This is a genomic window from Nocardia sp. XZ_19_385, assembly GCF_015355755.1.
GTDB lineage: Bacteria > Actinomycetota > Actinomycetes > Mycobacteriales > Mycobacteriaceae > Nocardia.
The window spans coordinates 107,551-127,178 of sequence record NZ_JACVEE010000003.1; the positions used below are offsets into that span (position 1 = coordinate 107,551).

General features: G+C 66.5%; 21 protein-coding genes. 2 read left to right on the plus strand and 19 right to left on the minus strand.

Going from position 1 to position 19,628, the window contains the following annotated elements; translation table 11 throughout:
- Positions 1–45 precede the first annotated feature (45 nt).
- The 4 genes from IBX22_RS24045 to IBX22_RS24060 form a co-directional block, all read right to left on the minus strand.
- Positions 46–1,725 (minus strand): ParB N-terminal domain-containing protein, encoded by a 1,680-nt coding sequence (locus IBX22_RS24045; protein ID WP_194817986.1) that lies wholly within the window; start codon positions 1,723–1,725, stop codon positions 46–48.
- Between the two features lie 37 nt (positions 1,726–1,762).
- Positions 1,763–1,987 carry a hypothetical protein gene (locus IBX22_RS24050; RefSeq protein WP_194817987.1) on the minus strand — a complete coding sequence of 75 codons (225 nt, stop codon included), beginning with the start codon at positions 1,985–1,987 and terminating at the stop codon, positions 1,763–1,765.
- Between the two features lie 134 nt (positions 1,988–2,121).
- Positions 2,122–3,030, minus strand: coding sequence for a DNA-processing protein DprA (gene dprA / locus IBX22_RS24055; RefSeq protein WP_194817988.1), 909 nt, complete (start codon positions 3,028–3,030; stop codon positions 2,122–2,124).
- Positions 3,027–4,088 carry a DUF4192 domain-containing protein gene (locus IBX22_RS24060; RefSeq protein WP_194817989.1) on the minus strand — a complete coding sequence of 354 codons (1,062 nt, stop codon included), beginning with the start codon at positions 4,086–4,088 and terminating at the stop codon, positions 3,027–3,029. The genes dprA and IBX22_RS24060 overlap by 4 nt, the downstream gene beginning before the upstream one ends.
- Before the next feature lie 110 nt (positions 4,089–4,198).
- Here IBX22_RS24060 and IBX22_RS24065 point away from each other — a divergent pair, with 110 nt between their 5' ends.
- Entirely contained in the window at positions 4,199–4,429 is a 231-nt protein-coding gene (locus IBX22_RS24065; RefSeq protein ID WP_194817990.1) for a hypothetical protein, read from the plus strand.
- A 345-nt stretch (positions 4,430–4,774) separates the two neighbouring features.
- Here IBX22_RS24065 and IBX22_RS24070 read toward each other — a convergent pair whose 3' ends face one another.
- The 7 genes from IBX22_RS24070 to IBX22_RS24100 are packed head-to-tail and all read right to left on the minus strand — an operon-like array spanning position 4,775 to position 11,212.
- On the minus strand, positions 4,775–5,356 hold the full coding sequence (locus tag IBX22_RS24070) for an AAA family ATPase (protein WP_194817991.1): 582 nt from the start codon (positions 5,354–5,356) through the stop codon (positions 4,775–4,777).
- Positions 5,357–5,372: 16 nt separating this feature from the next.
- Positions 5,373–6,095 carry a class I SAM-dependent methyltransferase gene (locus tag IBX22_RS24075; RefSeq protein WP_194817992.1) on the minus strand — a complete coding sequence of 241 codons (723 nt, stop codon included), beginning with the start codon at positions 6,093–6,095 and terminating at the stop codon, positions 5,373–5,375.
- Positions 6,096–6,099: 4 nt separating this feature from the next.
- Entirely contained in the window at positions 6,100–7,062 is a 963-nt protein-coding gene (locus IBX22_RS24080) for a glycosyltransferase family A protein (RefSeq protein WP_194817993.1), read from the minus strand.
- Positions 7,029–8,222, minus strand: a complete 1,194-nt coding sequence (locus IBX22_RS24085; protein ID WP_194817994.1) for an arylsulfotransferase family protein — start codon at positions 8,220–8,222, stop codon at positions 7,029–7,031. Before IBX22_RS24085 ends, IBX22_RS24080 begins: the two co-directional genes overlap by 34 nt.
- 5 nt (positions 8,223–8,227) lie before the next feature.
- A complete protein-coding gene (locus IBX22_RS24090) occupies positions 8,228–8,995 on the minus strand; it encodes a creatininase family protein (RefSeq protein WP_194817995.1) in 768 nt (255 codons plus the stop codon).
- A gap of 39 nt (positions 8,996–9,034) precedes the next feature.
- A complete protein-coding gene (locus tag IBX22_RS24095; RefSeq protein WP_194817996.1) occupies positions 9,035–10,003 on the minus strand; it encodes a hypothetical protein in 969 nt (322 codons plus the stop codon).
- A gap of 9 nt (positions 10,004–10,012) precedes the next feature.
- A complete protein-coding gene (locus IBX22_RS24100) occupies positions 10,013–11,212 on the minus strand; it encodes a radical SAM/SPASM domain-containing protein (RefSeq protein ID WP_194817997.1) in 1,200 nt (399 codons plus the stop codon).
- Between the two features lie 189 nt (positions 11,213–11,401).
- On the opposite strand from IBX22_RS24100, the gene IBX22_RS24105 reads away from it, so the two are divergent.
- Positions 11,402–12,907, plus strand: a complete 1,506-nt coding sequence (locus IBX22_RS24105) for a peptide deformylase (RefSeq protein ID WP_194817998.1) — start codon at positions 11,402–11,404, stop codon at positions 12,905–12,907.
- 68 nt (positions 12,908–12,975) lie between these two features.
- On the opposite strand, the gene IBX22_RS24110 is transcribed toward IBX22_RS24105, so the two are convergent.
- From IBX22_RS24110 to IBX22_RS24145, 8 genes are all read right to left on the minus strand, one after another.
- Positions 12,976–13,584, minus strand: a complete 609-nt coding sequence (locus IBX22_RS24110) for a cell envelope biogenesis protein OmpA (RefSeq protein ID WP_194817999.1) — start codon at positions 13,582–13,584, stop codon at positions 12,976–12,978.
- Positions 13,585–14,404: 820 nt separating this feature from the next.
- On the minus strand, positions 14,405–14,701 hold the full coding sequence (locus tag IBX22_RS24115; RefSeq protein WP_194818000.1) for a hypothetical protein: 297 nt from the start codon (positions 14,699–14,701) through the stop codon (positions 14,405–14,407).
- A 71-nt stretch (positions 14,702–14,772) separates the two neighbouring features.
- Positions 14,773–15,537 (minus strand): hypothetical protein, encoded by a 765-nt coding sequence (locus IBX22_RS24120; protein WP_194818001.1) that lies wholly within the window; start codon positions 15,535–15,537, stop codon positions 14,773–14,775.
- Entirely contained in the window at positions 15,525–16,661 is a 1,137-nt protein-coding gene (locus IBX22_RS24125) for an amidoligase family protein (protein WP_194818002.1), read from the minus strand. Before IBX22_RS24125 ends, IBX22_RS24120 begins: the two co-directional genes overlap by 13 nt.
- Positions 16,662–16,752: 91 nt before the next feature.
- A complete protein-coding gene (locus tag IBX22_RS24130; protein ID WP_194818003.1) occupies positions 16,753–17,547 on the minus strand; it encodes a class II glutamine amidotransferase in 795 nt (264 codons plus the stop codon).
- Positions 17,535–18,743 carry a hypothetical protein gene (locus tag IBX22_RS24135; RefSeq protein WP_194818004.1) on the minus strand — a complete coding sequence of 403 codons (1,209 nt, stop codon included), beginning with the start codon at positions 18,741–18,743 and terminating at the stop codon, positions 17,535–17,537. The genes IBX22_RS24130 and IBX22_RS24135 overlap by 13 nt, the downstream gene beginning before the upstream one ends.
- A gap of 156 nt (positions 18,744–18,899) precedes the next feature.
- A complete protein-coding gene (locus IBX22_RS24140) occupies positions 18,900–19,253 on the minus strand; it encodes a hypothetical protein (protein ID WP_194818005.1) in 354 nt (117 codons plus the stop codon).
- Positions 19,250–19,531: a hypothetical protein gene (locus tag IBX22_RS24145; protein WP_194818006.1), complete on the minus strand. Its 282-nt coding sequence runs from the start codon at positions 19,529–19,531 to the stop codon at positions 19,250–19,252. Before IBX22_RS24145 ends, IBX22_RS24140 begins: the two co-directional genes overlap by 4 nt.
- Positions 19,532–19,628 lie beyond the last annotated feature (97 nt).

The following is a 19,628-nucleotide window of genomic DNA, read 5'->3' on the forward strand; positions in this document are numbered from 1 at the left end:
GGCAGTCCTTCCTGAAAACTGTTGTGCGGGTGGGATGGACGGCCCTCAGGCGGCGAGATCGATGTCGTTGTAATCGATCTCGCCGACGGCGGCCTGCTCCACATCGAGCAACGCGAAGTCGTTGTTCGCGGCGACCTCGGCGAGGAACTTCAAGTACCGGCCAGTGCTGGCGCCCGCGTCGCGCCACAGCGATTTGCCGATCACGACCTCGTGCTGGGCCATGATCATCGCCATGACGATCACCCACGCGCGCTGTGGAGTGGCGGTTTCGATTGCGGCGAGCAGGTTCTCGCGGCTGCCGCCGGCACCGAGCCAATGCAGCACCTTGCGCAGATCGTGCAAGTCCAGGCTGCGGGCGATGGCCTCGGCCACGAACTTCGCTGCCTTGGTCGGTGGGGTCCGCCGCTCCAGGAACTCCTTCACGATCTCGTCGCGGCGCTTGTTGGCGGCATCGCCGCGCTTGTTCAACTCGATCACCCGCCGCCGCGCCTGCCGGGCGTCCTCGCGTGCTTCGGCGGCTCGCTGCGCCTCGATCGCGGCGGCGGCTTGCGCGGCCTCGTCGACGGCCGGTGCTTGCAGGTGCAGGCCGCTCTCAGTGAGCAGCCGGGCAGGAAGGTAGATCAGCGGAGTCCAGCGCTCTCGTTCCTCGACCTGGGCGACGTGCAGCAACCCGGGCTCAGCAGTGGCCTCGGCATCGTCCTTGGTGGTCCAGTCGACGGCGCTGCGCTCGACAATCTCCCCGGTGGCCTTGTTCACCAGATCGGTGGCGTCCTCGCGTTCGAGGTACACCACATATCGTGACGGGTCGGCGTCGACATGCGCGACGGTGAGCGGGCTGCCCTCGGCGTCGACCAAGAGTTCGGCGGGCAGGAACTGCGGGTCCTCGCCGGTGGTGTCGGGTTCGGCGGTGAGTACACCGAATCCGCGCGCGCCGTAGGGCACCGACGCGTGTAGCGTCGCGCGCGCCGCGTCGTGTTCCTTGACGATGCGTTGGGCTTCATACCGGAAGGCGTAGCCCGCGCTGTTGGTCAACCGTTGCACGGCGTCGGTGTCGCCGAGGGCTTCGTAGTGGCCGATGATCGCGAGCTGTTCGAGACTGAATTGGTGGCCGTCGGCCAGATCGCGGGCGGTCGGTGAGGCTCCGATCTTGGCGGCGGTCTTGACCTCGTCGCGTTTCATCTGCAACTCGCGTGCGATCCGGGTGGGTTTCGCGCCGAGGTCGAGCATGTAGGCGATGCCGCGGGCTCGGTCACCCTTGGTCAGCGGGACCCGGCGGTCGTTGAACATCAGCTGGTCGCGGGTGCGGCTGATCTCGCGCTCTTTGTCGGAGATGCCCGTGGGTGCGGGTGTGATGAATACCGGCACGTACTCGAGGCCGACCTCGGCCGCGATGAGCAGGCGCAGCTGGCCGTCGTAGGCGACGATGCTCCCGTCGGCTTCGCGGGTGGCGTTGATCGGGTCGCGGACCCCGAATTCCTTGATCGCGGCGACCTGTTCGGGGTGCTCGGCCAGGTCGAAGGTTTTGCGGACGTTGTCAGCCAGGACGACATCGGCGACACGTACCCACTTGGCGTCGATCTCGGGCAGATCGGCCGGGAGATCACTGGACTCACCGGTGGTCGTCGCCTCGAGGTGGTCGTCGGTGTCGATGGCGTCGGGAACGACGGTCAGTGTGGTGGTGGCGCGGTCGGTTTCGGTTTCGGGCACTACTGCGGTTGCGGGCATGCGGACTCCTTGTTCGTACTAGAGCGGATCGGAGGGGTCAGGAAGAGCGACGACGGGTCACCTCGAGCGGGTGCAGGTACAAGATGTCGTGGTCGTCGGCGGTGTAGGCCCAGTGCTGCCCCGACCATTCCGGGTAGACCTCGCGCCAGTGTTCGAGCACCGCGGGGACCTGGATGGCATCGACCGAACCGGCAAGACCGGTGTGCTGGAGGCGCTCGTACTCGGTGCGGTCGACGGTGTGGACCGGGCGAGTTTTGGACATGCGAATGTTCCTCTCTACGAATGGACTGCGACGAAATCGGGTGGGTGGCCGACGTGGTGATGTGGCTGCGGTCGAGCACGTCGGCGCTGCGAGCGCGGGGTGGTGGTGCTGTCGTGGTGGAGTTCGTCTGGCCGCTAGGGGGTTTCGGCGAGCAGTGCGGACAGCGCTGTGATGAGTTGCTCGGTGCTGGTGACGCATTGGGCTTGTCGCGCGGCGATGAGTTCGTGACAGCCGCGTGAAGTCGCCGAGGTGATCGGGCCCGGGACGGCGAAGACCGGACGCCCGATGCGCGCCGCACGCTCGGTGGTGGCTCGGCTGCTGGCGCGCAGACCGGCTTCGACGACCACCACGGCGCGCGACAGGGCCGCGATCAGCCGGTGGCGGGCGAGCAGCGTCGTCTTCTGCGGGCGGACGCCGGGCGGGTACTCCGAGATGAGCGCGCCGGTGTCGGCGATCTGCTCGAACAGCGCCTGGTGTTCGAGCGGGTAAGCGCGATCGAGCCCGCCCCCGATGACCGCCACCGTCACACCGCCCGAGGCCAGGGCAGCCCGGTGGGCGGCAGCGTCGACGCCGTAGGCGCCACCGGACAGGATTGTCCACCCGTGGCTGGTTGCGGCGGTCACGATCTCGCCGGTGACGTGTTCGCCGTAGGTGCTGCTCGCGCGGGCACCGACCACGGCCAGTGCCGGTCGCAGAACCTCGTTCAAGGGCCGTCCGCGCACCCACAGTCCGGCCGGCACCATCCACTCCGGGGCGGCGTCGAAGTCGGACATGTTGGCAAGCGGATTGGCCGGCCATTCGGGGTCGCCGGGGATGACGAACCGGCCACCGAGGCGCTCGATGCGTTCGAGATCGTGGATAGCGCATTCGAACGCGCCTGCCCACTGTCCCTCGTACAGCTCGTCGATGAGGTTGTTCAGGATCGCGGTGGCGGCTTGGTCGGGGCCCAGCCGCTGGATCAGCGACAGGTAGGAGGCCGGGTCGCTGGAGGCCCGGCGCGAGAGCACCGCCCACAGGGCGCGCCGCCGGTCGATGCTGGTCACGGTTGTACCTCCGGGATAGTGGCTTGGGCGGCAAGATCGATCCGGAGCCTGATCGCGTCCGCGATGCCGTCCCAGACGACGCTGCGCAGAGGTACCGATGGCGTCGTGGTGCCCAAGGCGCGCGAAATCGTGCGGGCGAAGCGATGATCGGGCTCGGTGCCGAGCGCGATGTCCAGTGCGCGGCGGGCAAGAGCGTGAGACCCGGCGCGGGCGTAGAGCGAAAACCCCAGCAGTGCCGCGGGTTCGGCTCGATATGGTTCGGGCAATGCGCGGGTCAGCAGCATCCACATCTGCTCGGCGGTCTGCGCGCACGGATACAGCGGCAACGCCTTCATGACCGCCGACACCTGCGGATAGCGCAGCGCGATACCGAGTTCGGCCAGCTGATCCGGCGAGAGATCGTGCACCGCCGAGCGCCGCAGCAACTCGAACACACGCAGCACCAGCGCGGTAAGGACCCGATCACCGGGTTGTTCTGCCGCGCCGCGCAATCGGTGATCCGCGGCGATCGCGCCGGGCATCGCGGCACTGACTCGCCGGCGCAGCGCCGGGTCCGGTTCGAGGGACTCTCCGGCGGAGGTCGCGCGAGCTACGGGGGGTGCGGGCAGCCGTCCGTGGCATTGCGGGCAGTCGAGGCTGTGCCACGGTGCGCCCTCGACGATCGCGGTCACCGCCCACCAGCTCAACACGCGGACCGGGGTTCCGGCCAGCCGGTGGCGGAGCCGATCGAGCATGCGGCGTTGGCGACGTTTGTCGCGGGCGCGGCCATGGGTGGCCGAAACGCGGTCATCGACGATCACCGCCACCACACCCGCCGAGCCCGGACCGGCACTCAGGCGCTCCAGTTCAACAGCGATCTCGCTGTCGGCGAGACGACCGCGGATCGCGATATCGATGTCGATGTCGAAGCGGACCGCCCCGACCATCACCGTCGGGGCACCGGCCTCGTCGGAGGCCAACAGAGCGAACACCACCGACCGATGCGGGGTGCGGCCCAGAGTTGCGGGCAGGGCGGTGATGAGCGCGACGGGATCGAGCGTGCGGGCAGACGGCGGCATGCGCGTACTCCTCGGGAGACAGGTGGCAGGACGGGGAGCCGGGGTGAGGGCAGCGACAGTCCCGGCAGGAATCTGGTGCTGGGTGGCCGGGCGCGGCGTAGGTTCGGGTCATGGCCGAGGAAGAGGAGATCGACCGGTTACGGGCCGAGATCATCGACAGCAAGCTGGCTGAACTACGGGGCGACCGCGATGAACTACTCGCCGACCTCAGCGGGGCTCGGGGGCCGGATCGGGCGTTGCTGGAACGCCAACTCCAAGACGTCGACGACCAAATCGCGGCAGTGCTCGACCGCAAAACGCGACCGGCGCACCGCAGGCCACGACCTGATCAGCTGTTCTGAATACGCGGCGGCTGCCTGCACGCCCACCGCAGGGCGCGGTGAGGGGGGCCTGGGGAGGGCTGGTACCCGAGCAGGTGTGAGTACCGCCCCGCGCCGCGACGCCGATCCTAGGAGGGGTGTGGAGCGGCGTGGGCTGCATCGATCACGCCCGATAACCCGAACGAGCCGTTCGGTACGATGCGCGGCGACCCCGAGGCGAGTCTAACTGTGCTGCATCACTTTCAGACTCGACGACGGTGAATGCTGCTCTATTACAGCGGATTTCGGCTTGCCGGAGAGCTAGTGTTCACGCTGGCGGTGTGGGGAGCCAGCAGGTGCGGCTGCATTTCCCACCGCAGCAGTCTGTCAGCCCAGATCCCTGGCAGCAGCCGCCTTGCTGACGAACTCGGTGATCGCCTGCAACCCGGGTCGGTATCCCTCGGTGGTGTCGACCACTAAACCGGCGGCCTCTATCTGCACAGGCACGAAGGTGTCGGCCGCGCGAGCTCCGCTGGCGATCTCGGCGAGGAGGTCGCGGTCGGCGTGGGCTCTGCGGTGTGGATCGGTTCGTGCCCGGCGGGCGATGCGCTCGTGCAGGACCTCCGCAGGTGCGGTGCAGTGGATGACGCGGATCTCGGCGAACTCGGTCAACGGCATCAGGTTGGGTCGCCAGAGCTTGTCCTGGAACGCGGCTTCGGCAACGACGCTGACACCCGCGCGGGCCAGCACGGTCAGGACTGCGAAAAAAGCATCGAGTGCAGGGATGTTGAGGCCGTCGTAGTTGGGCTCATCGGTGGCGGTGGCCAGGACCATGCCCTGTTTGATCTCGTCGCGGATGATGGCCGGCACGCCGAGTTCGGTGGCCAGGGCATGGGCGAGGGTGGATTTGCCTGCCCCGGGTGGTCCGCTGACGACGGCGATCACGGGACGCCCCGGGTTTGTGACCATGGCGCATTCTGGCACGTCAGGCGTCCCCGGTGGTGCTGGTTGCCGGTGTGGTGAGTCGGTAGGCGATGAACCCTGGTTGCCGGGTGAGGGTTTGGTGTTCGGCGGGATGGGTGTGGGCCATCGCGGGGGTGGGTTGGTGTTCGGTGATCGCCTCGATGGTGAAGCCCGCTGCGGTGAATTCCGAACACCACGCGTGCAGGGGTTGGCGCCAGAAGCGGTGGGTGATGCCGCAGGACCACTGCTGTTGGACCCATCCGGTGTCGAAGTAGCTGCCGCCGGCGGCGAGCCAGTCGGCGGTGGGGTGGCTGGTGGAAATGATCAAGTGACCGCCCGGACGCAGGACGCGGCGTAGTTCCCGCAGGAGGGTGATCCGGTCCTCGATGTAGTGGAGAACCAAAGCGAGCAAACAGATGTCGATGGAGTTCTCGGCCAGCCAGTACAGGGGTTGGGTGAGATCGTGCTGGCGGACGCTGAGCTGTTCAGTGGCGTGGCGGCGGGCCAGGGCGATCATGTTGGCGCTCTGATCGAAGGCGATGACGTGAGCGCCGCGGGCGAGCAGTTCGGTGGCGTAGAGGCCAGGACCGCATCCGGCGTCGAGCACGACACGGTCGGTGAGGTCGCCGAGCAGCTCGAGCACGGCCGGGCGATCGTAGTGGGCGTTGTAGGCGCTGTGGGCGGCTTCGGCGGCGAACGCTGAGGCATGGCGGTCATAGGAGGTGGCGACGGGATCGGCGGGCATCGGTTCACCTGACTTCGGCGGTGTATCGGTGGGAGCTGTGATGTTGGGGGAGAAGGGTTTCCAGCAGCGCGCGGTCGGCTGGTTCGCCGTGGGCGAATCGCGATTGCAGCGCGCGCACGGCGGTTTCGAAGATGTGGTTCGGGATCGGTCGGCCGTGTTCGATGCGTCGGTCGAGACGGGCGTCGAAGTCGTTGAACCAGCCGCGGTAGTCGCTGATCTGCTGATCGGTACTGTCCCAGGCGTCGAACAGGTGACGGCGGGCCAGGGTGAACGGTGTCGGGCTGCTGGCATAGGCGGTGGACACCGCGCCGCGGCATTGCGGGACTTGGTGATAGACGCTGGTGATCTCGCCCAGGTAGGAGAACCGATAACCCAGCTCGTGGTGCAAGCGCAGCCACATGTCCCAGTCCTCGCAGTGCGACAACCATTCGTCGAACCGAGCAGTGGTGTCGGAGAAGTTGCGGCACACCACCGAACCGGTGTGAATGTAGTTCGCGATCAACAAGAATCGGGGATCGAACTCGTAGTCCTTGCGCGGGAGCCGCTGCGCGCGGCGAGGAGTGGTTTCGATCCATCGGGAACTGACCAGCGCCCCGCCATAGACCGCATCGGCGCTACCGCGGTTCAGGACGGTGTGGGCGGCGCGCAGGTGCCGGGGAAAGACGATGTCGTCATCATCGAGGAAGGCGACGAATTCGCCGGATGCGGCGTGCAATCCGGTGTTGCGTGCGCGGGAGACACCATGATGGTCGCCCTCGATCAAACGGATCGGCAATGTGGTGCGCCAGCTGTCGGCGACTGGTCGTGCAGAGCGCTCGCCGCCGTCGTCGACGACGATGACCTCGAAGTCGGTGATCTCCTGGCGTGCCAGGCTGCGCAGGGCTCGATGCAGCGGGCCGGGCCGGTTGAACGTGGGGATGATGACGCTGATCATCATGTCGTCCTCCGGTGGGTGAGTAGTTCGCATCGCAACATCTCGCGCGCTCTCTGCGTGGCTTGCACTGCGGTCGATCCGAGCCCGGCGGCGACCTGGCCGGTGACGGCGGCCATCCGATAGAACTGGGCGCGTTCGCCGGTGGTAGTCACTGTTGCCACAGCCCACACGAGTGTTCCGTCACGGGTGATTTCGAGTGCTCGCCCGCCCTGGGCGTCGCTGATGACGACGTTGCTGTTCGCGAGAGGTTCGGCACCGCCGGCCACCGGAGACGACAAGGTCTGTGGCGGGTCGGCGACGTACTGCCAGCAGATCGTGGAGTCCACTGGATCGAGTTCCAGGACGCGGGAGTGCCGGTCGGGTCGACCGTTGTCGAACACCAGCAGATGTCCATCGGGCAGTAGCGTCGGCTGGTGCTGGCCGGACAGTTCGCCCGGACCCCACCACCAGCGGACAACCCCGGCCTCGATGTCGACTACGGCGATGCAGTCCAGTTCGCGCATCGACACCAGCACGTCGCCCTGGGCCCACAACCCGTCCGGGTGCGCGGCCAGAATCTCGATGGTGTTGGTGTGCAGGACATCTGCGGGCGAACCGGGCACCTCCCGCAGTAGCCGCGAAACCTCATGCCCTGCCCAGACGTCTTCGATGGCGAGGTCGTGATAGATCCGCAAGGTTGAGCGGTGGTGTGGGGAACGTCGGCGGAGCTCGATGTGGCTGGTGATCAGTGCCGACAGTGCAGGATTGGTGGTGAGCAGATCGAACAGCGAGTACCTCGCGGTGAGCGCGCCGGTGCCGTCGAGGACGGCGATCGCATTGTCGAGCAGCACGAACGGCTCACCCTCGTGCTCGAGCAGGCGGGGGTGCTCGGTGAGGACATAGACCTGGCCTGTTGCGGTGAGCGCCAGGTCATGGTGGACGGGGAGCTCGGCGCGCCATAACAGTGAGGAGTCCGGTGCGAGTTTCAGCAGCGAGTGCAGCGGCACTGTGGCGTAGAGATTGCCGTCTGTGTCGAGCTCGACGTGGTTCCAGCCGCGCAGGTAGCTCGGCGGCCGGGTTGCCGGGTCAGGCTGGTCGAGGCCGCTGCTCCAGGCGTGGACGATCTCGCCGTCCCGGTTGATCAGGCACGCCACCGGCCGGGGGTAGGTCGCAGACGGGGAGAACAGGAAGTGCGTCGCATCGGGTGCATGCATTGTTCTCACACCCGCGCCGAGCTGGTGTCGAACTCGAGGCGGACCGCAGCCGCCATTTCGCGAGCGACCTGGTCGGCGACACGACCGCCGATGTCGGCGCTGGCCTGACGGGCGGTGTAGACGATCCCCGAGGGTGTCGCGGCGTCGGCAGGCACGGGGAACATGTGATAGAGGAACCGGCGCGGTCCCAGACCTGTCGAATCGGATTCGGCCAACTCCGGTTGGGTGGCGTCGGGGGCGATGTGCATGATCAGGCTGGATTCGACCATGCCCGCGTGGTGGTCATCGCTGCGCGCGACGCCGGTTTCGCGAGCCAGGCTGTTGCGGAAGCCCTCGCCGACAACATCCCACCAGTTGACGATCATGATCCGGGTGCCAGGGAAGACGGTGGTCACCACGCGGGCGGCTTCGCACAGGAAGCTGATGTTGTCGATGGCGGAGTTGACGATGATGTGTTGTCGCACACCGTGTTCGGTCAGGCTGGTCAGGACTTCGGTCACGAGCTGAGTGAAGGTCGACCCGCTGATCGCGACGACACCGGGGAAGTCACCGCCGAGTCGTTGCGGTGGAGTCGCGACGCCGTAACCGATGCTCGGGGCGATGACCGCGTCGATATCGGCGGCGAGACGGGAGGCGAAATGATCGCTGATCATCGTGTCCGAGCCCAGCGGCAGATGAGGTCCGTGGGGCTCGATGGCCCCGATGGGGAGGATCACACGGGTGGTCTGGGCGCGGGCGGCGAAGTCGGGCCAGGTCATGTCGGTGAGCAGCACGGGGGAATCGCTTTCTGCGGTGGCGGTATTCGGTGGGGTTCAGGCTTCGGTCCAGCCGAGGCTGGGCACGACGGTGGGGCGTAGCTGCTCGGCCACGCGCAGGTTGAGGAAGTCTTCTTTGTTGGCGCATCCTGAGGTGGCTTCGCATGGCGCCCAGGTGTTCTCGCGCAGTCGTAGTGCGAAGTCGGGGTCGAGGACGTTGCCGTAGCGGTGCAGCCCGAGAGCGGCATACCGCGAGCAGCGATAGACATCGCCGTGGATGTCGATGAACACGTAATCCGCGCCGGCCCGGCACGGACGGTGCTGCGGCGAACTCAACCCGATGAGGGCGGTGCGGGTCAGTTCGGTGTCGCCTCCGCACGCCGCGACAACGTCGAGGACGTTTCGTCCGCTGCGCAGCACGGGCACAGCAGCTCCGAGATCGGTGCCGCTGGTGGCCGAGGGCACTGTCGGGTCGTAGCCGAGGTCGAGATTGAACCGCAGTCCGGCCTCGACGCAGGCGGCTTTCACTTGCGCGATGGTGGTGGTGTCGTGGTCGGCGAACAGCAAAGTGTTCACCACGACGAAGCAGCCGTAGGCGTCCTGGGCGAACGCCGCGGCGGCGATAAATTTCTCCAGGCTGATCTGCTCTTGGTGCCAGGTCAGCCACAGCGACAACTTGCCGAGATTGGCGCGCGATTCCAAGCTCGGCAGTCGGCGCTGGATCAGCGAAGCGTTCGACAGCAGTTCCACGAACCGCACGCCGGGCTGGCGGGTGAGCCAGGCGGCGCGGTCGAGGAATATCGGGGAGGCGAAGGGTTCACCGAGACTGCCCAGGCGAACGTCCACCGGGTACGGTCGGGTGCCGATCCAGTCGACGATCGCGGTGAAAGCATCGCGGTCTTGGGCTGTGCGCCAGTCGAATCGGTTACTCTTGGCCCAGTCGCCGGTTGAGACACAGTAGCGACAGTCGAAGTTGCAGAGCCGCTGGGCCGCGACATACCAAATGCGCAGCGGGGGAGTCGTCATCACGGGGTCCTATCCGAAGGTCGCGAGGGGCCGGAATTCTCGGCCCGGGTAGTCGGGTGCCTGGTTGTGGCAGCGCCGGCACAAGAAACCCGCTGAAGCATCCGCGACACCGAATACCTTCTGTCGCAACACGGTTGCGGCGTCGCTGCTCATGAGTTCGTGCAGAGAGCCGTCGCGGATGTTGCCGAATCGTTCGCGCTGGTAGTAGTCGTTGCAGCACAGGAACAGATCCCCGGTGACGCTGATGTTGGCGTGGTGGACCGGCCACCCGCACCCGGTCAGCCGACCCCGGGCCTGCACGTTCTGGAAGTACTGCCCGCCGACGTCTCCGGCGCGGTCACAGGTGGCCGAGGCGCTGACCTCGACCCCGAGGGGCAGGTATCGGCGGCCGATCTGATCGAGGTTTTCGGCTAGCGCCTCACCGATTCCGTTGACCACGATCTGCACCCGGAACCCGGCATCGATCGCCGCGCGCAGATTCCGGGTCGTGGCCTCGTAACTGCGGGATCCGGTCAATGCCGCGAACTGGGCGGCGTCGATGCTGGGCAGATTGACAATCAAGTGCCGCAACACCTTCCGCTCCCGCAGAGCCGCGATTTTGGCCGGGGTGAGTGCGGAGGCGTTGGTGTACAGCGCTAGCTCCAGACCGTGATCGGCCAGGACGGCCAGGCGTTCGGTGAAGTAGCGGTCCAGGGTGGGTTCGTTGAAGAACTGGAAGGTGACGTAGTCGATGGTGCCGTGCTCGGCGAGCTTGGTGATGACTTCACCGAACAGCGGCATCGGCATGGTCTGGCGCGGTTTCGGGTCGGTGGCGACCGGGCAGAACCGGCAGCCCCAGTTGCAGTGCGCTGTTACCTCGATCTCCCCAGAGACCAACTGGTAGTCCCGGCACAGATCTCGCGGTGCGAGGAGCCAGCCCCTCCCGGCGGCCTCGGCTACCCGCATCTGACCGAACCGCGCGACCAAGGCCGTCGTCTCCCACGGCTGTGCAGCGGCGGCGACCAGCATCGCCAACACCGTCGGATCGTTATGCCACACGATCCGCCGGTCCAAGCCCACGATCCCGAACACCGCATCGGCAGAGGCGGGTTCGCCGTGGGGATAGGTCGGACCGAAGGTGTCGGTCAGATACACCACCGCCGGCGCGGTACCAGGGCTCACCCGAGTGAGATAGGGCGAGGTCTGTAGGGAGAGGGAAAGTTGTGCCATGTGCGGGCGCGCCTTTCTGGTTGTGCCACGACCCGGAAGTTGCTGTTGGTCGATTCCTGCCGTAGTGGCGGGTCTCTGGGGTCGCGAGATGTCCAATTTCGCCATGGATGCAGAGTGTTTCGGCAGAGTGGGCGCATACTCACGGAGGACTCACGCACACGCACACTCGGTGAAAAGGAGCGCCCGACAATGACTTCGGCCGTCGACTCGACTGGTAACGAACCCACCGGCCCGCAGCTCAACGTCTTCGCGCTCGAGTTGCGCCACTGGCGCGATGTGCGCGGGCTCTCGCGCAACGCACTGGCCACCAAACTCGGTTACAGCCGCCCCTATGTGTCCAAGATCGAATCTGGGTCCGAGAAACCGTCTCGGGACTTCGCCGGCCGTGCCGTAGCGACGCTGCAAACCGGTGGCGCCTTACGTGCGGCGTTCGCCGAATTCGCCGCGACGCGCACTGCTCCTGTCCGTGCGCCCGACGCCGCCGAGCTCACCGATGCGGCCGGCTCGCTGGTGGTCGAGCATGACGATGCGAGCCTGTCCTTCGACGGCCACACATACCGGCTCATCCAGCGACGACGCTTGATCAACGGCGGCACCGAGCCGATCACCCGCTACCTGATCAGGATTTCGGTCGACCGCTACCCCGGAGATCCCGAACGATCCAACCGGCTCTACCAAGAGAACCCATTGACCTGGGATGAAATCGACCTGCATGCCTGGCACGGTGAGCACCGCACGACACCCATGGCATGGACAGCACACCACGATCGCGATGCGTTCAAAGAAGTCTGGCTGAGCTTCAGCGAACTCGACGGTGGGCGTCACTTCCCGCTCTATCCCGGCCAAGCGTGCTGGATCGAGTACGAATACACGGTCTCGGCGGCCCACTGGGGCAACTGGTTTCAACGCGCGGTACGCCTGCCCACGAACTGTTTGTCGGTGCGACTGGACTTCCCGGCCGCGCTCGAACCCTCGGTCTGGGGCTTGCAAACCTCCATGGCCGCCGAAGGTCAGCCTTTCCCCACCCCCATCTCCCACCAAGTCGAACAGGACCGCCACATCTATTCCTGGTCGACCGACAAACCACCCTTGCACGCGCGGTATCGCTTGGAATGGGACTTTCGCGAGCGCGCAGACGACGAACGCACCCCGCCGAGCAAGGTGATGGCAGGGCTGGGTATCGCGCAGGAAGGAGAGGAGATCCTGCGCCGAACCGCGCGCCCGTTCGACCTGCCCGCCGAGGCCGAGGACGCGCGCCGCGTTGTCGCGGAACTGAATTCGGCCGCCCGGCGCGTCGCGCGAGCGCACGTGTTCGGCAAAGGAATGGGCATCGCCGCACCGCAGATCGGCATCAGCCGAGCAGCGGCGATCGTTCGTACACCGGATGGCGACACCCTCACTTTGTTCAATCCCCGTATCGTCGAAACCGGTGGCGGGGAGGACGAACAGTACGAAGGGTGTTTGAGCTTCTTCGATCTGCGCGGGAAGGTGCCTCGCCCGTTGACTATTCATGTCGAACACACCGACATCGACGGCAATACCCGCATTACCGTGTTCGACCGCGGTATCGCGCGGTTGGTTGCCCACGAAGTCGACCACTTGCACGGGCAGCTCTACCTCGATCGGCTGCGGCCGGGGGTGGAGCCCATTTCTGTCGAGCAGTACCGGGGCACCGGCACGAATTGGACCTACTGACCCTGCGAGTCAGTCCGAGGCCGGACCGACGGTCGGCAGCAAACCGTAAAGCTCAGCGTCAGTGGGGCTTACGAAGAGACGTTGTCGATACCGAAGAGCTTGCGTACAGCGTTGACCGCGGCGAGGAGGTCAGCGGGCTGGTCGATCTCGGTGTTGGGTGCGGCGTCGCGGATCTTGCGGAGTCGCCGGATTCGCGTCGGTGGTCGCAGGCTGATACCGACGGCCGGGGCGTAGCGCTCGTTGCCGGGATCGTTGACGATCCTGTAGTCGGCGAGGCTGATCCAGGCTTCGTACCAGGTGTCGGCGGGTGTTCCTTCACGATCGCCCTCGCGAGGATCGGGTTCGGGCACACTCCACCGACCGCACCCGCAGGCGGGGTCCGCGCAGTGGCGAAAGTGCTTGAGCGGGTTGGGATTATAGCGGGCCATTGCGCCAACCAGCATGGGGCACGCCTGCTTCGAATACAAGCCGCATTCGGGATGCAGCCCCGCCTCGACTGCCAAGCCGCGCTGGAAATCGTCAGGGCGGATGTAGACGACGAACGGGTCGCTGAGTCGTTCGCCGCAGATCTGGCAGAGCTTGTCCTCGAAGGCCGGCTGTACCCGGGCGGGATCGAGTTTGCCCCAGATCGGGCGGGTGCGGTCGGTATGAGCGAGGGTGATGAACGGCACCACCATGCCCGCCGAGATCGGGCTGTCGTGCAGCCGCGCCGGGATGCGCGTCCTGCCCGGTTGTTGGGATCGAAAGTCGTTGGCAGAGATGGGTGCACCTCACTGTCGTTGTCGGGCAACGGGTTCGGACTCACTCACGCTGTATCGGCGGTGAGGGTGATGGTGGTGTGGACCGATCGCTGACCCGGCACATAAACGTGGACGTCGATGCGGGCGGTGAGAGCCGCGGGGCCGGCATGCGGGTCGGCGTACCAGGGGTTGTCGGGGTCCTGCGGTCCGGGGTTGCGCAGCGATCCAGGCGGTGAGTTCGGCGCTGCTGGCGATCATGCGGGCCCGGCGTCCGGTGTAGGGGTCGTGGTCGTAGAGGGCCACGATCTCGGGTGCACCGGGCACCTGCGCGAGCACCGCCGGTGGGAGCATGCATCGATGCGCGCCGGCGCTCCACGACCCAGCAGCGAGCACCCACCGACCAGAGACCGGGTCGCGTTCGGCCGGGAGCAACTGCCACAGGATCCCGGAGAGATAGCCGGGAAACACCGCTTCTTCCCACCGGATATTGGTGGTGCCGTCCTCGTGTACCACCAAGCGCTCGGTGGCCTGCTCGATCCGCACCAAACCCACCGCCGGATACCGGGTTTCGACCAGATCAAGGGTTCCGGGAAACCCGGCCAGGGCGGTGCCGCGGGACGGGTTGCGAGCGAAGGCGGCGTGGTGGCCTACGACCAGGACCGGCCGCGCGGCAGTTCGTACTCGGGCACGCAGCAGTGGTGGGCCGGGTCGAGGCGGACTGCGGTGAGGTAGCGAGCGAGGTCGGCGCGCATCGCGCTTACCACCGCCCCGAGCCGAGAACGGAGGCAAGCGCAGCCGCTGCGGGCCCGGCCGATGCTGTGTCGATAAACGCGAGCGGCATCAGCACCGGCGGCCGGTCGCCTGCGGTGAGGACGGCGTGGCGGCGGCGCACGGCATCGATGTGGATGCCGGTGAGGGTGTGGCCACCGCGAGCGGTGATGGTGACCGGATGCCCGGCCGCACGCAACTGGTGCAGCTGGGTGGGCAGTGTGGTGGCGACCGGGTCGTCGGCCAGCAACACAGCAGGAACGGGTGGGGAATCGAGTTCGCTCATCGGGGTCTCCGATCGCAAGAAGACGGCGCCGACAGCGCCGTGCGGGTGAGAAGTTGTGCAGGCTGGAAGGCTCAGGTGTGCTCAAGGTCGAGCAGATCGGCGTAGCGGCTCTCGCCGGGGACTACCGGGCACTCGCACTCGGGGTAGCCGAGTTCGCAGGCGACACAGAAGCCGCACCAGTGGCAGTGCGTGCCGACCTGCTCGTCGAGTGGGTAGCCGCATTCGGTGCAGTAGTCGGTTTCGAGGAAGCCGGGCGGATAGCTGGCGTAGCGGGGGGCCAGGTAGCTGTGGTTGGAGTACCAGCGGCCGTCGTGCCAGTGCCCGAGGTGTTCGTTGAAGATGTAGGCGGGATGTTTGTAGGCGGGATCGCGGGTCAAGATGATGAGTTTGTCGCTGCCGAGCCATTTTTCGAGCCGGTCACGTCCCTGCCAGGAGTCCAGCGACCCGAAAGGCCGCTGCGGCAGAAAGTCCTCGGCGGCGATACGGGTGTCCGAACGCCAGTCCCCCTGCGCTGGGGCGACATTTTCGGGCAGGATTCCGTTGTGGGCCAGCACTGTCCGGATGTCGCCGCCGACGGCGAAAGGGTGGCAGTTGTCAAGATTACGGATCCCGTGGGTGGCGAAGCGGGAGTGGAACAAGGCCGGGCCGTCGGGGTTGGCTTCGCGGACTCGGGCGAAGTCGTCGAGGACGGCGGCGGCGTTCATCCCGTGTCCGACCAAGATGGTCTCGGCGGTCAGGATCGCGTAGCCGTGCCCGTGAGGGTTGGCTTCGGCGCCGGTAGCGAGGGCATCGAGGTCGGGAGTGATTCCCGGTTTGAGGAAACTCAGCAAGCACATTCGAGCGCCTCCAGATCGGTGAGTTCGGCCAGCAGCGGCGCGTACCGGGGGCGGGCGGCCAGCCACGTGACGAAGGCGTTCCATTGCCAGCCGTTATGGCGGGTGATCTGGGCGGCGGTGAGTGTGCGGGTGTATTCGACCGAGGCGTCAGCGAAAGCGAGCGCGGCCTGCACCTGCTGGGGTTGCAGCGAACTGGCGAACACCCGCAGCTCGAAGGTGTGCACCGGTCTGGTGTTGACGGCTTGATAGCGGTGACTGAAGAGGTCTTCGCCCTTGACGATTCCGCCGATGCGTTTGCGGGTGTTCGGGCAGAACTGAGCCCAGCGCGTGGACGCGCGGCGTGCCAGGGTCGTGACCGCAGATTCGTTGCGGTAGACGAACTTGAGCCATCGATACACGTGCGCCGGGGAGGTGAAGCCGGCGCGTGAGACGTGGACGTGGATCCCGACCTCGTCGTCGGTGTAGGCCCCGAGCTGGCGCAACCGCTCCAGCAGCCGCCACGGGAAATGGGTGTGCGCGTACTCGTACGACATCGGGTGGGTGACCAGTTCGAAGCCCCGGCCGTTGGTGATCGACCCGTCCTCCTTCAGGTAGCCGAGGCCATCCAGGTGATTGATCGAGGACTCGACCGCAGCGCCGAAAGCACCTCTGGGCGTCCGTAATTCGAGCTCGAGACCCAGATAGAGCGGACCGGTGCCGTGGAAACTCGGCACCGGCTTGTAGTCGGAGTCGTGGACCGCGTCGTGGCAGTAGACCGATTCGCAGGCCAAGCAATAGCGCCGGTCCCAGCGGATCATGGTGGAGCATTCGAGGCAGTCGTGATAATCCTGCTCGAGGCAGTCTTCGCAGACGCGTTCGTCGTTGTCGACGGCGGAGCTCTCGCGGGTGCGGCGGTGGCATGCATCGCAGGTGTCGTAGTTGTCGGCGCAGTCCTCGCACACGTCGGGGCCGTCGAGGATGGCGGTGATCTCGCGGGTGTGCCGACGGCAGTCCTGGCATTGCGAGAAGCGGAGCAGGCACTGCTCACACACCTGTTGGCCGTCGGCGGTGACGATGAGGTCGGCTTCAGGGGTGGGAGCGGAGCAGTTTTCGCACTGCGTGTCGACTGCTGTGGGTACGGGCATGCGGGGTCACGACCTTTCGTGAACGACGAAGAACCCCGCACCGGCCCGGGCGGGCTGGTGCGGGGTTCGCGGGAGAGGCTGGAGGCGGCGGCTAGTCGTGCTCGGGTGCGGCGCCCGTCTCGGGTGATGTGGCCTTGGCGAGCATGAGCGGTCGGACGCTGCGGTCGCTGATGCTGGATCGCGCTGTCAGGCAGGCGCATTCGAAGAGGGCAAGTTCGCAGTGGAAGCACCAGCCGCAGCGCGGGCAGTAGCGACCGGCACGGTTGCGGGGGAAATGGAAGCAACCCCCGCACATCAACCGCTCCCAATGGGCAGGCTCGGCGAGCGGGCGGTAGCTGGCGTTGGAGTACCAGATCTCATCGCGCCAGAACCCGGCCTGCTCATTGAAGATGTAGCCGCGCTGGCGGTAGGCGGGGTCGACGGTGAGGATCACCAGCTTGCTCGACCCCAACCACGAGGTCAGGCCACGAGCACCGCGGTGGCTGTCGAGGGACCCGAATGGCTTGGTGGGTAGGTAGTCCTCGGCGGCGATGCGGGTGTCTGAGCGCGGATCGTAAGCACGCGGATGCACCCGTTTGGGCAGTGTCCCGTTGTGCGCCAGCACCGTTCGACCGTCACCGCCGAGGTAGAAGGGGTGGCAGTTGCCGATGTGGATCGCGCCTTTGGTGGCGAAACGGGAATGGAACAACGCCGGACCACCCGGGTAGCGCGCACGCACCAGCTCGAAGTTCGCGATCACCCGGGCCGGATCGAGGTCGTGACCGACCACGATCTGGCTCCCGGCGACAACCGCGAACCCGTGCCCGTGCGGATTGACCACCGCACCCCGCACCAAGGCGCCGGTGTCGGGCGCGATACCGGGCGGGAAGTAGGTCAGCAAGCACATGCGAGCTCCCGCATCTCCGCGGTCAGCGGCCGGTAGTCCGGGTGCCGGGTGACCCAGGCAGCGAATTGGGGCCATTCCCAGGCCCCGTCGCGGACGTCGGCGACACGGATGGCGCGGGTGTATTCCACCGAGGCAGCGGTGAACGCCAGCGCGGCCTGCACGCTCTGCGCCGACAGCGACGAGGCGAACACCCGCACTTCCAAGGTCGTACGCGGGTTGGGGTTGATCGCCTGATAGCGGCCCAGCCGCAGCGCCCGATGCTTGCCCTTGGCGGTAGCGCCCGCGCCAGCGCGGCCGGTCCCGTCGAACATCGCGTAATGGCTACTGCGCCGGGCGAGGGTGGTGACCTCGGATTCGTTGCGGTACAACAGTTTCAGCCATCGGTAGATGTGGGCGGGATTGTCGAACCCGGCACGGCTGGCGTGCACGTGCAGGCCGACGCTGTCGTCGGTGCGGCAGCCCAGCTCGGCGAGCTGGTCCAGCAGTTCCCAGGGGAAATGGTCGAGGGCGTGTTGCCAGCTCATGGGGTGGGTGACGATCTCGAATCCACACGGCTCGATCGAGGAATCCTGCTTCAAATAGCCCAAGCCACCGAGGGCATCGGTGGCTTCGGTCACGCACTGGGAGTAGCGCCAGTCCGGGACGATGACCTCGAGCTCCATCCCGAGATGGAGCGGGCCCTCGCCGTGGAAGCGAGGGTCGGGCTTATAGGAGTAGGACCAGACCCGGCCGGGGTTACCGCACGGATCACAGACAGCGCCCGGCCTGACGAGGGTCGCGCATCCAGGGCAGGGGTTGTAGTGGGATTCGCAGCCAGGACAGACACGGGAGCCACCGGAGACATAGCGGGTGTCTGCGCTGTAGCGGCGGCAGCGCACGCAGCAATCGAAAAACGATGCCGCGCAATTACTGCACACCGGATCGTTGGTGACAGTGCGCATCGCGGGATTGGTCAGCCACGAGCACGACACACACGGCAGCCACGTCTCAGTGCAGCCCCGGCACAGCCGGTAGTCGTCGGCCAGCGCGGGCGGATCGAGCATGGTGGCGCCGCAGCCGTTGCATCGGGCCAGCATCGACCGGCATCCGGTACACACCATGGCCTCGGGATCGTCGCCGACCCAATGCCGATCCAGGCCCGCGCCGTGTCGACGCCGGCACCGCGCACACGGGGGGATGACCGCCAAATACGGCATGACAGAACACCTTCCGGAAAAGCAACGACGCCGCACCGGGGCAGGAGCCCGGATGCGGCGTCGATGTGGATGAGGTTGTGGGCAGAGGGGCCCCGGGGGCATTGCGCCCGAATACGACCGTTGTGCAGCGTTGGGGATAACCGGACCGTGCGGGGTTCAGAGCAGGTGGAGATCGGCGGGCAGTGCCTCGATGACCGGGGACCGGTTGATCAGCGCATGCACCTGCGCGGAGGTGAGGTTCGCGGCGATGTCGAGCATCTCCTCGAGGAAGTCGGCGGTGATGTAGGCGAGCTGGCCGCCGTCGTCGTGGAAAATCCCGAGGTTCCAGTACTCGTAGTCGTCGAGTTCCATCTCGCCGTTGGAAGCTGCCACCTTCAGGCCGTTGGGCAGCAGGGCCCAGATGGCGTTGAACTCACCGCCGGTGGAGTCGATCACCGCGGGAGCGGTGCTGTAGCGCGATACCAAGGCGATCTCGGCCTGGTATTTCTCGGTGAGGTAGTCGGCGTTCACGAACCCTCCTTGCGGCGTCGAGGCAGGCCAGGGATACAGGTATTGATCAACGCGGCGGGCACCGCGACCTGAGCGGGCAGCAGATGCTCGACATCGGCTTCGCCGTAACAGCTTTTGCAACACAAGCTGGTGTCGCAGAAGGTGGCGAACGCCGCACAGCAGGGTGTCAGCGCGATCAGTTCGCCGCCGCGGTCTATGACCAGGCATCCGGAGGCCGAAAGGCCCGCGAACTCCTCGTAGACCTCGCGGGTCATGGTGACCGCGAGGATGTTGATCATCACGAAAGGCCTTGGCGGGTCGTAACACTCGTGGCGGGCGTTGGGTGCGATGTTCTCAATTCCGGTGGGGCCGAACCCGCATCGGCAGTAGTAGATG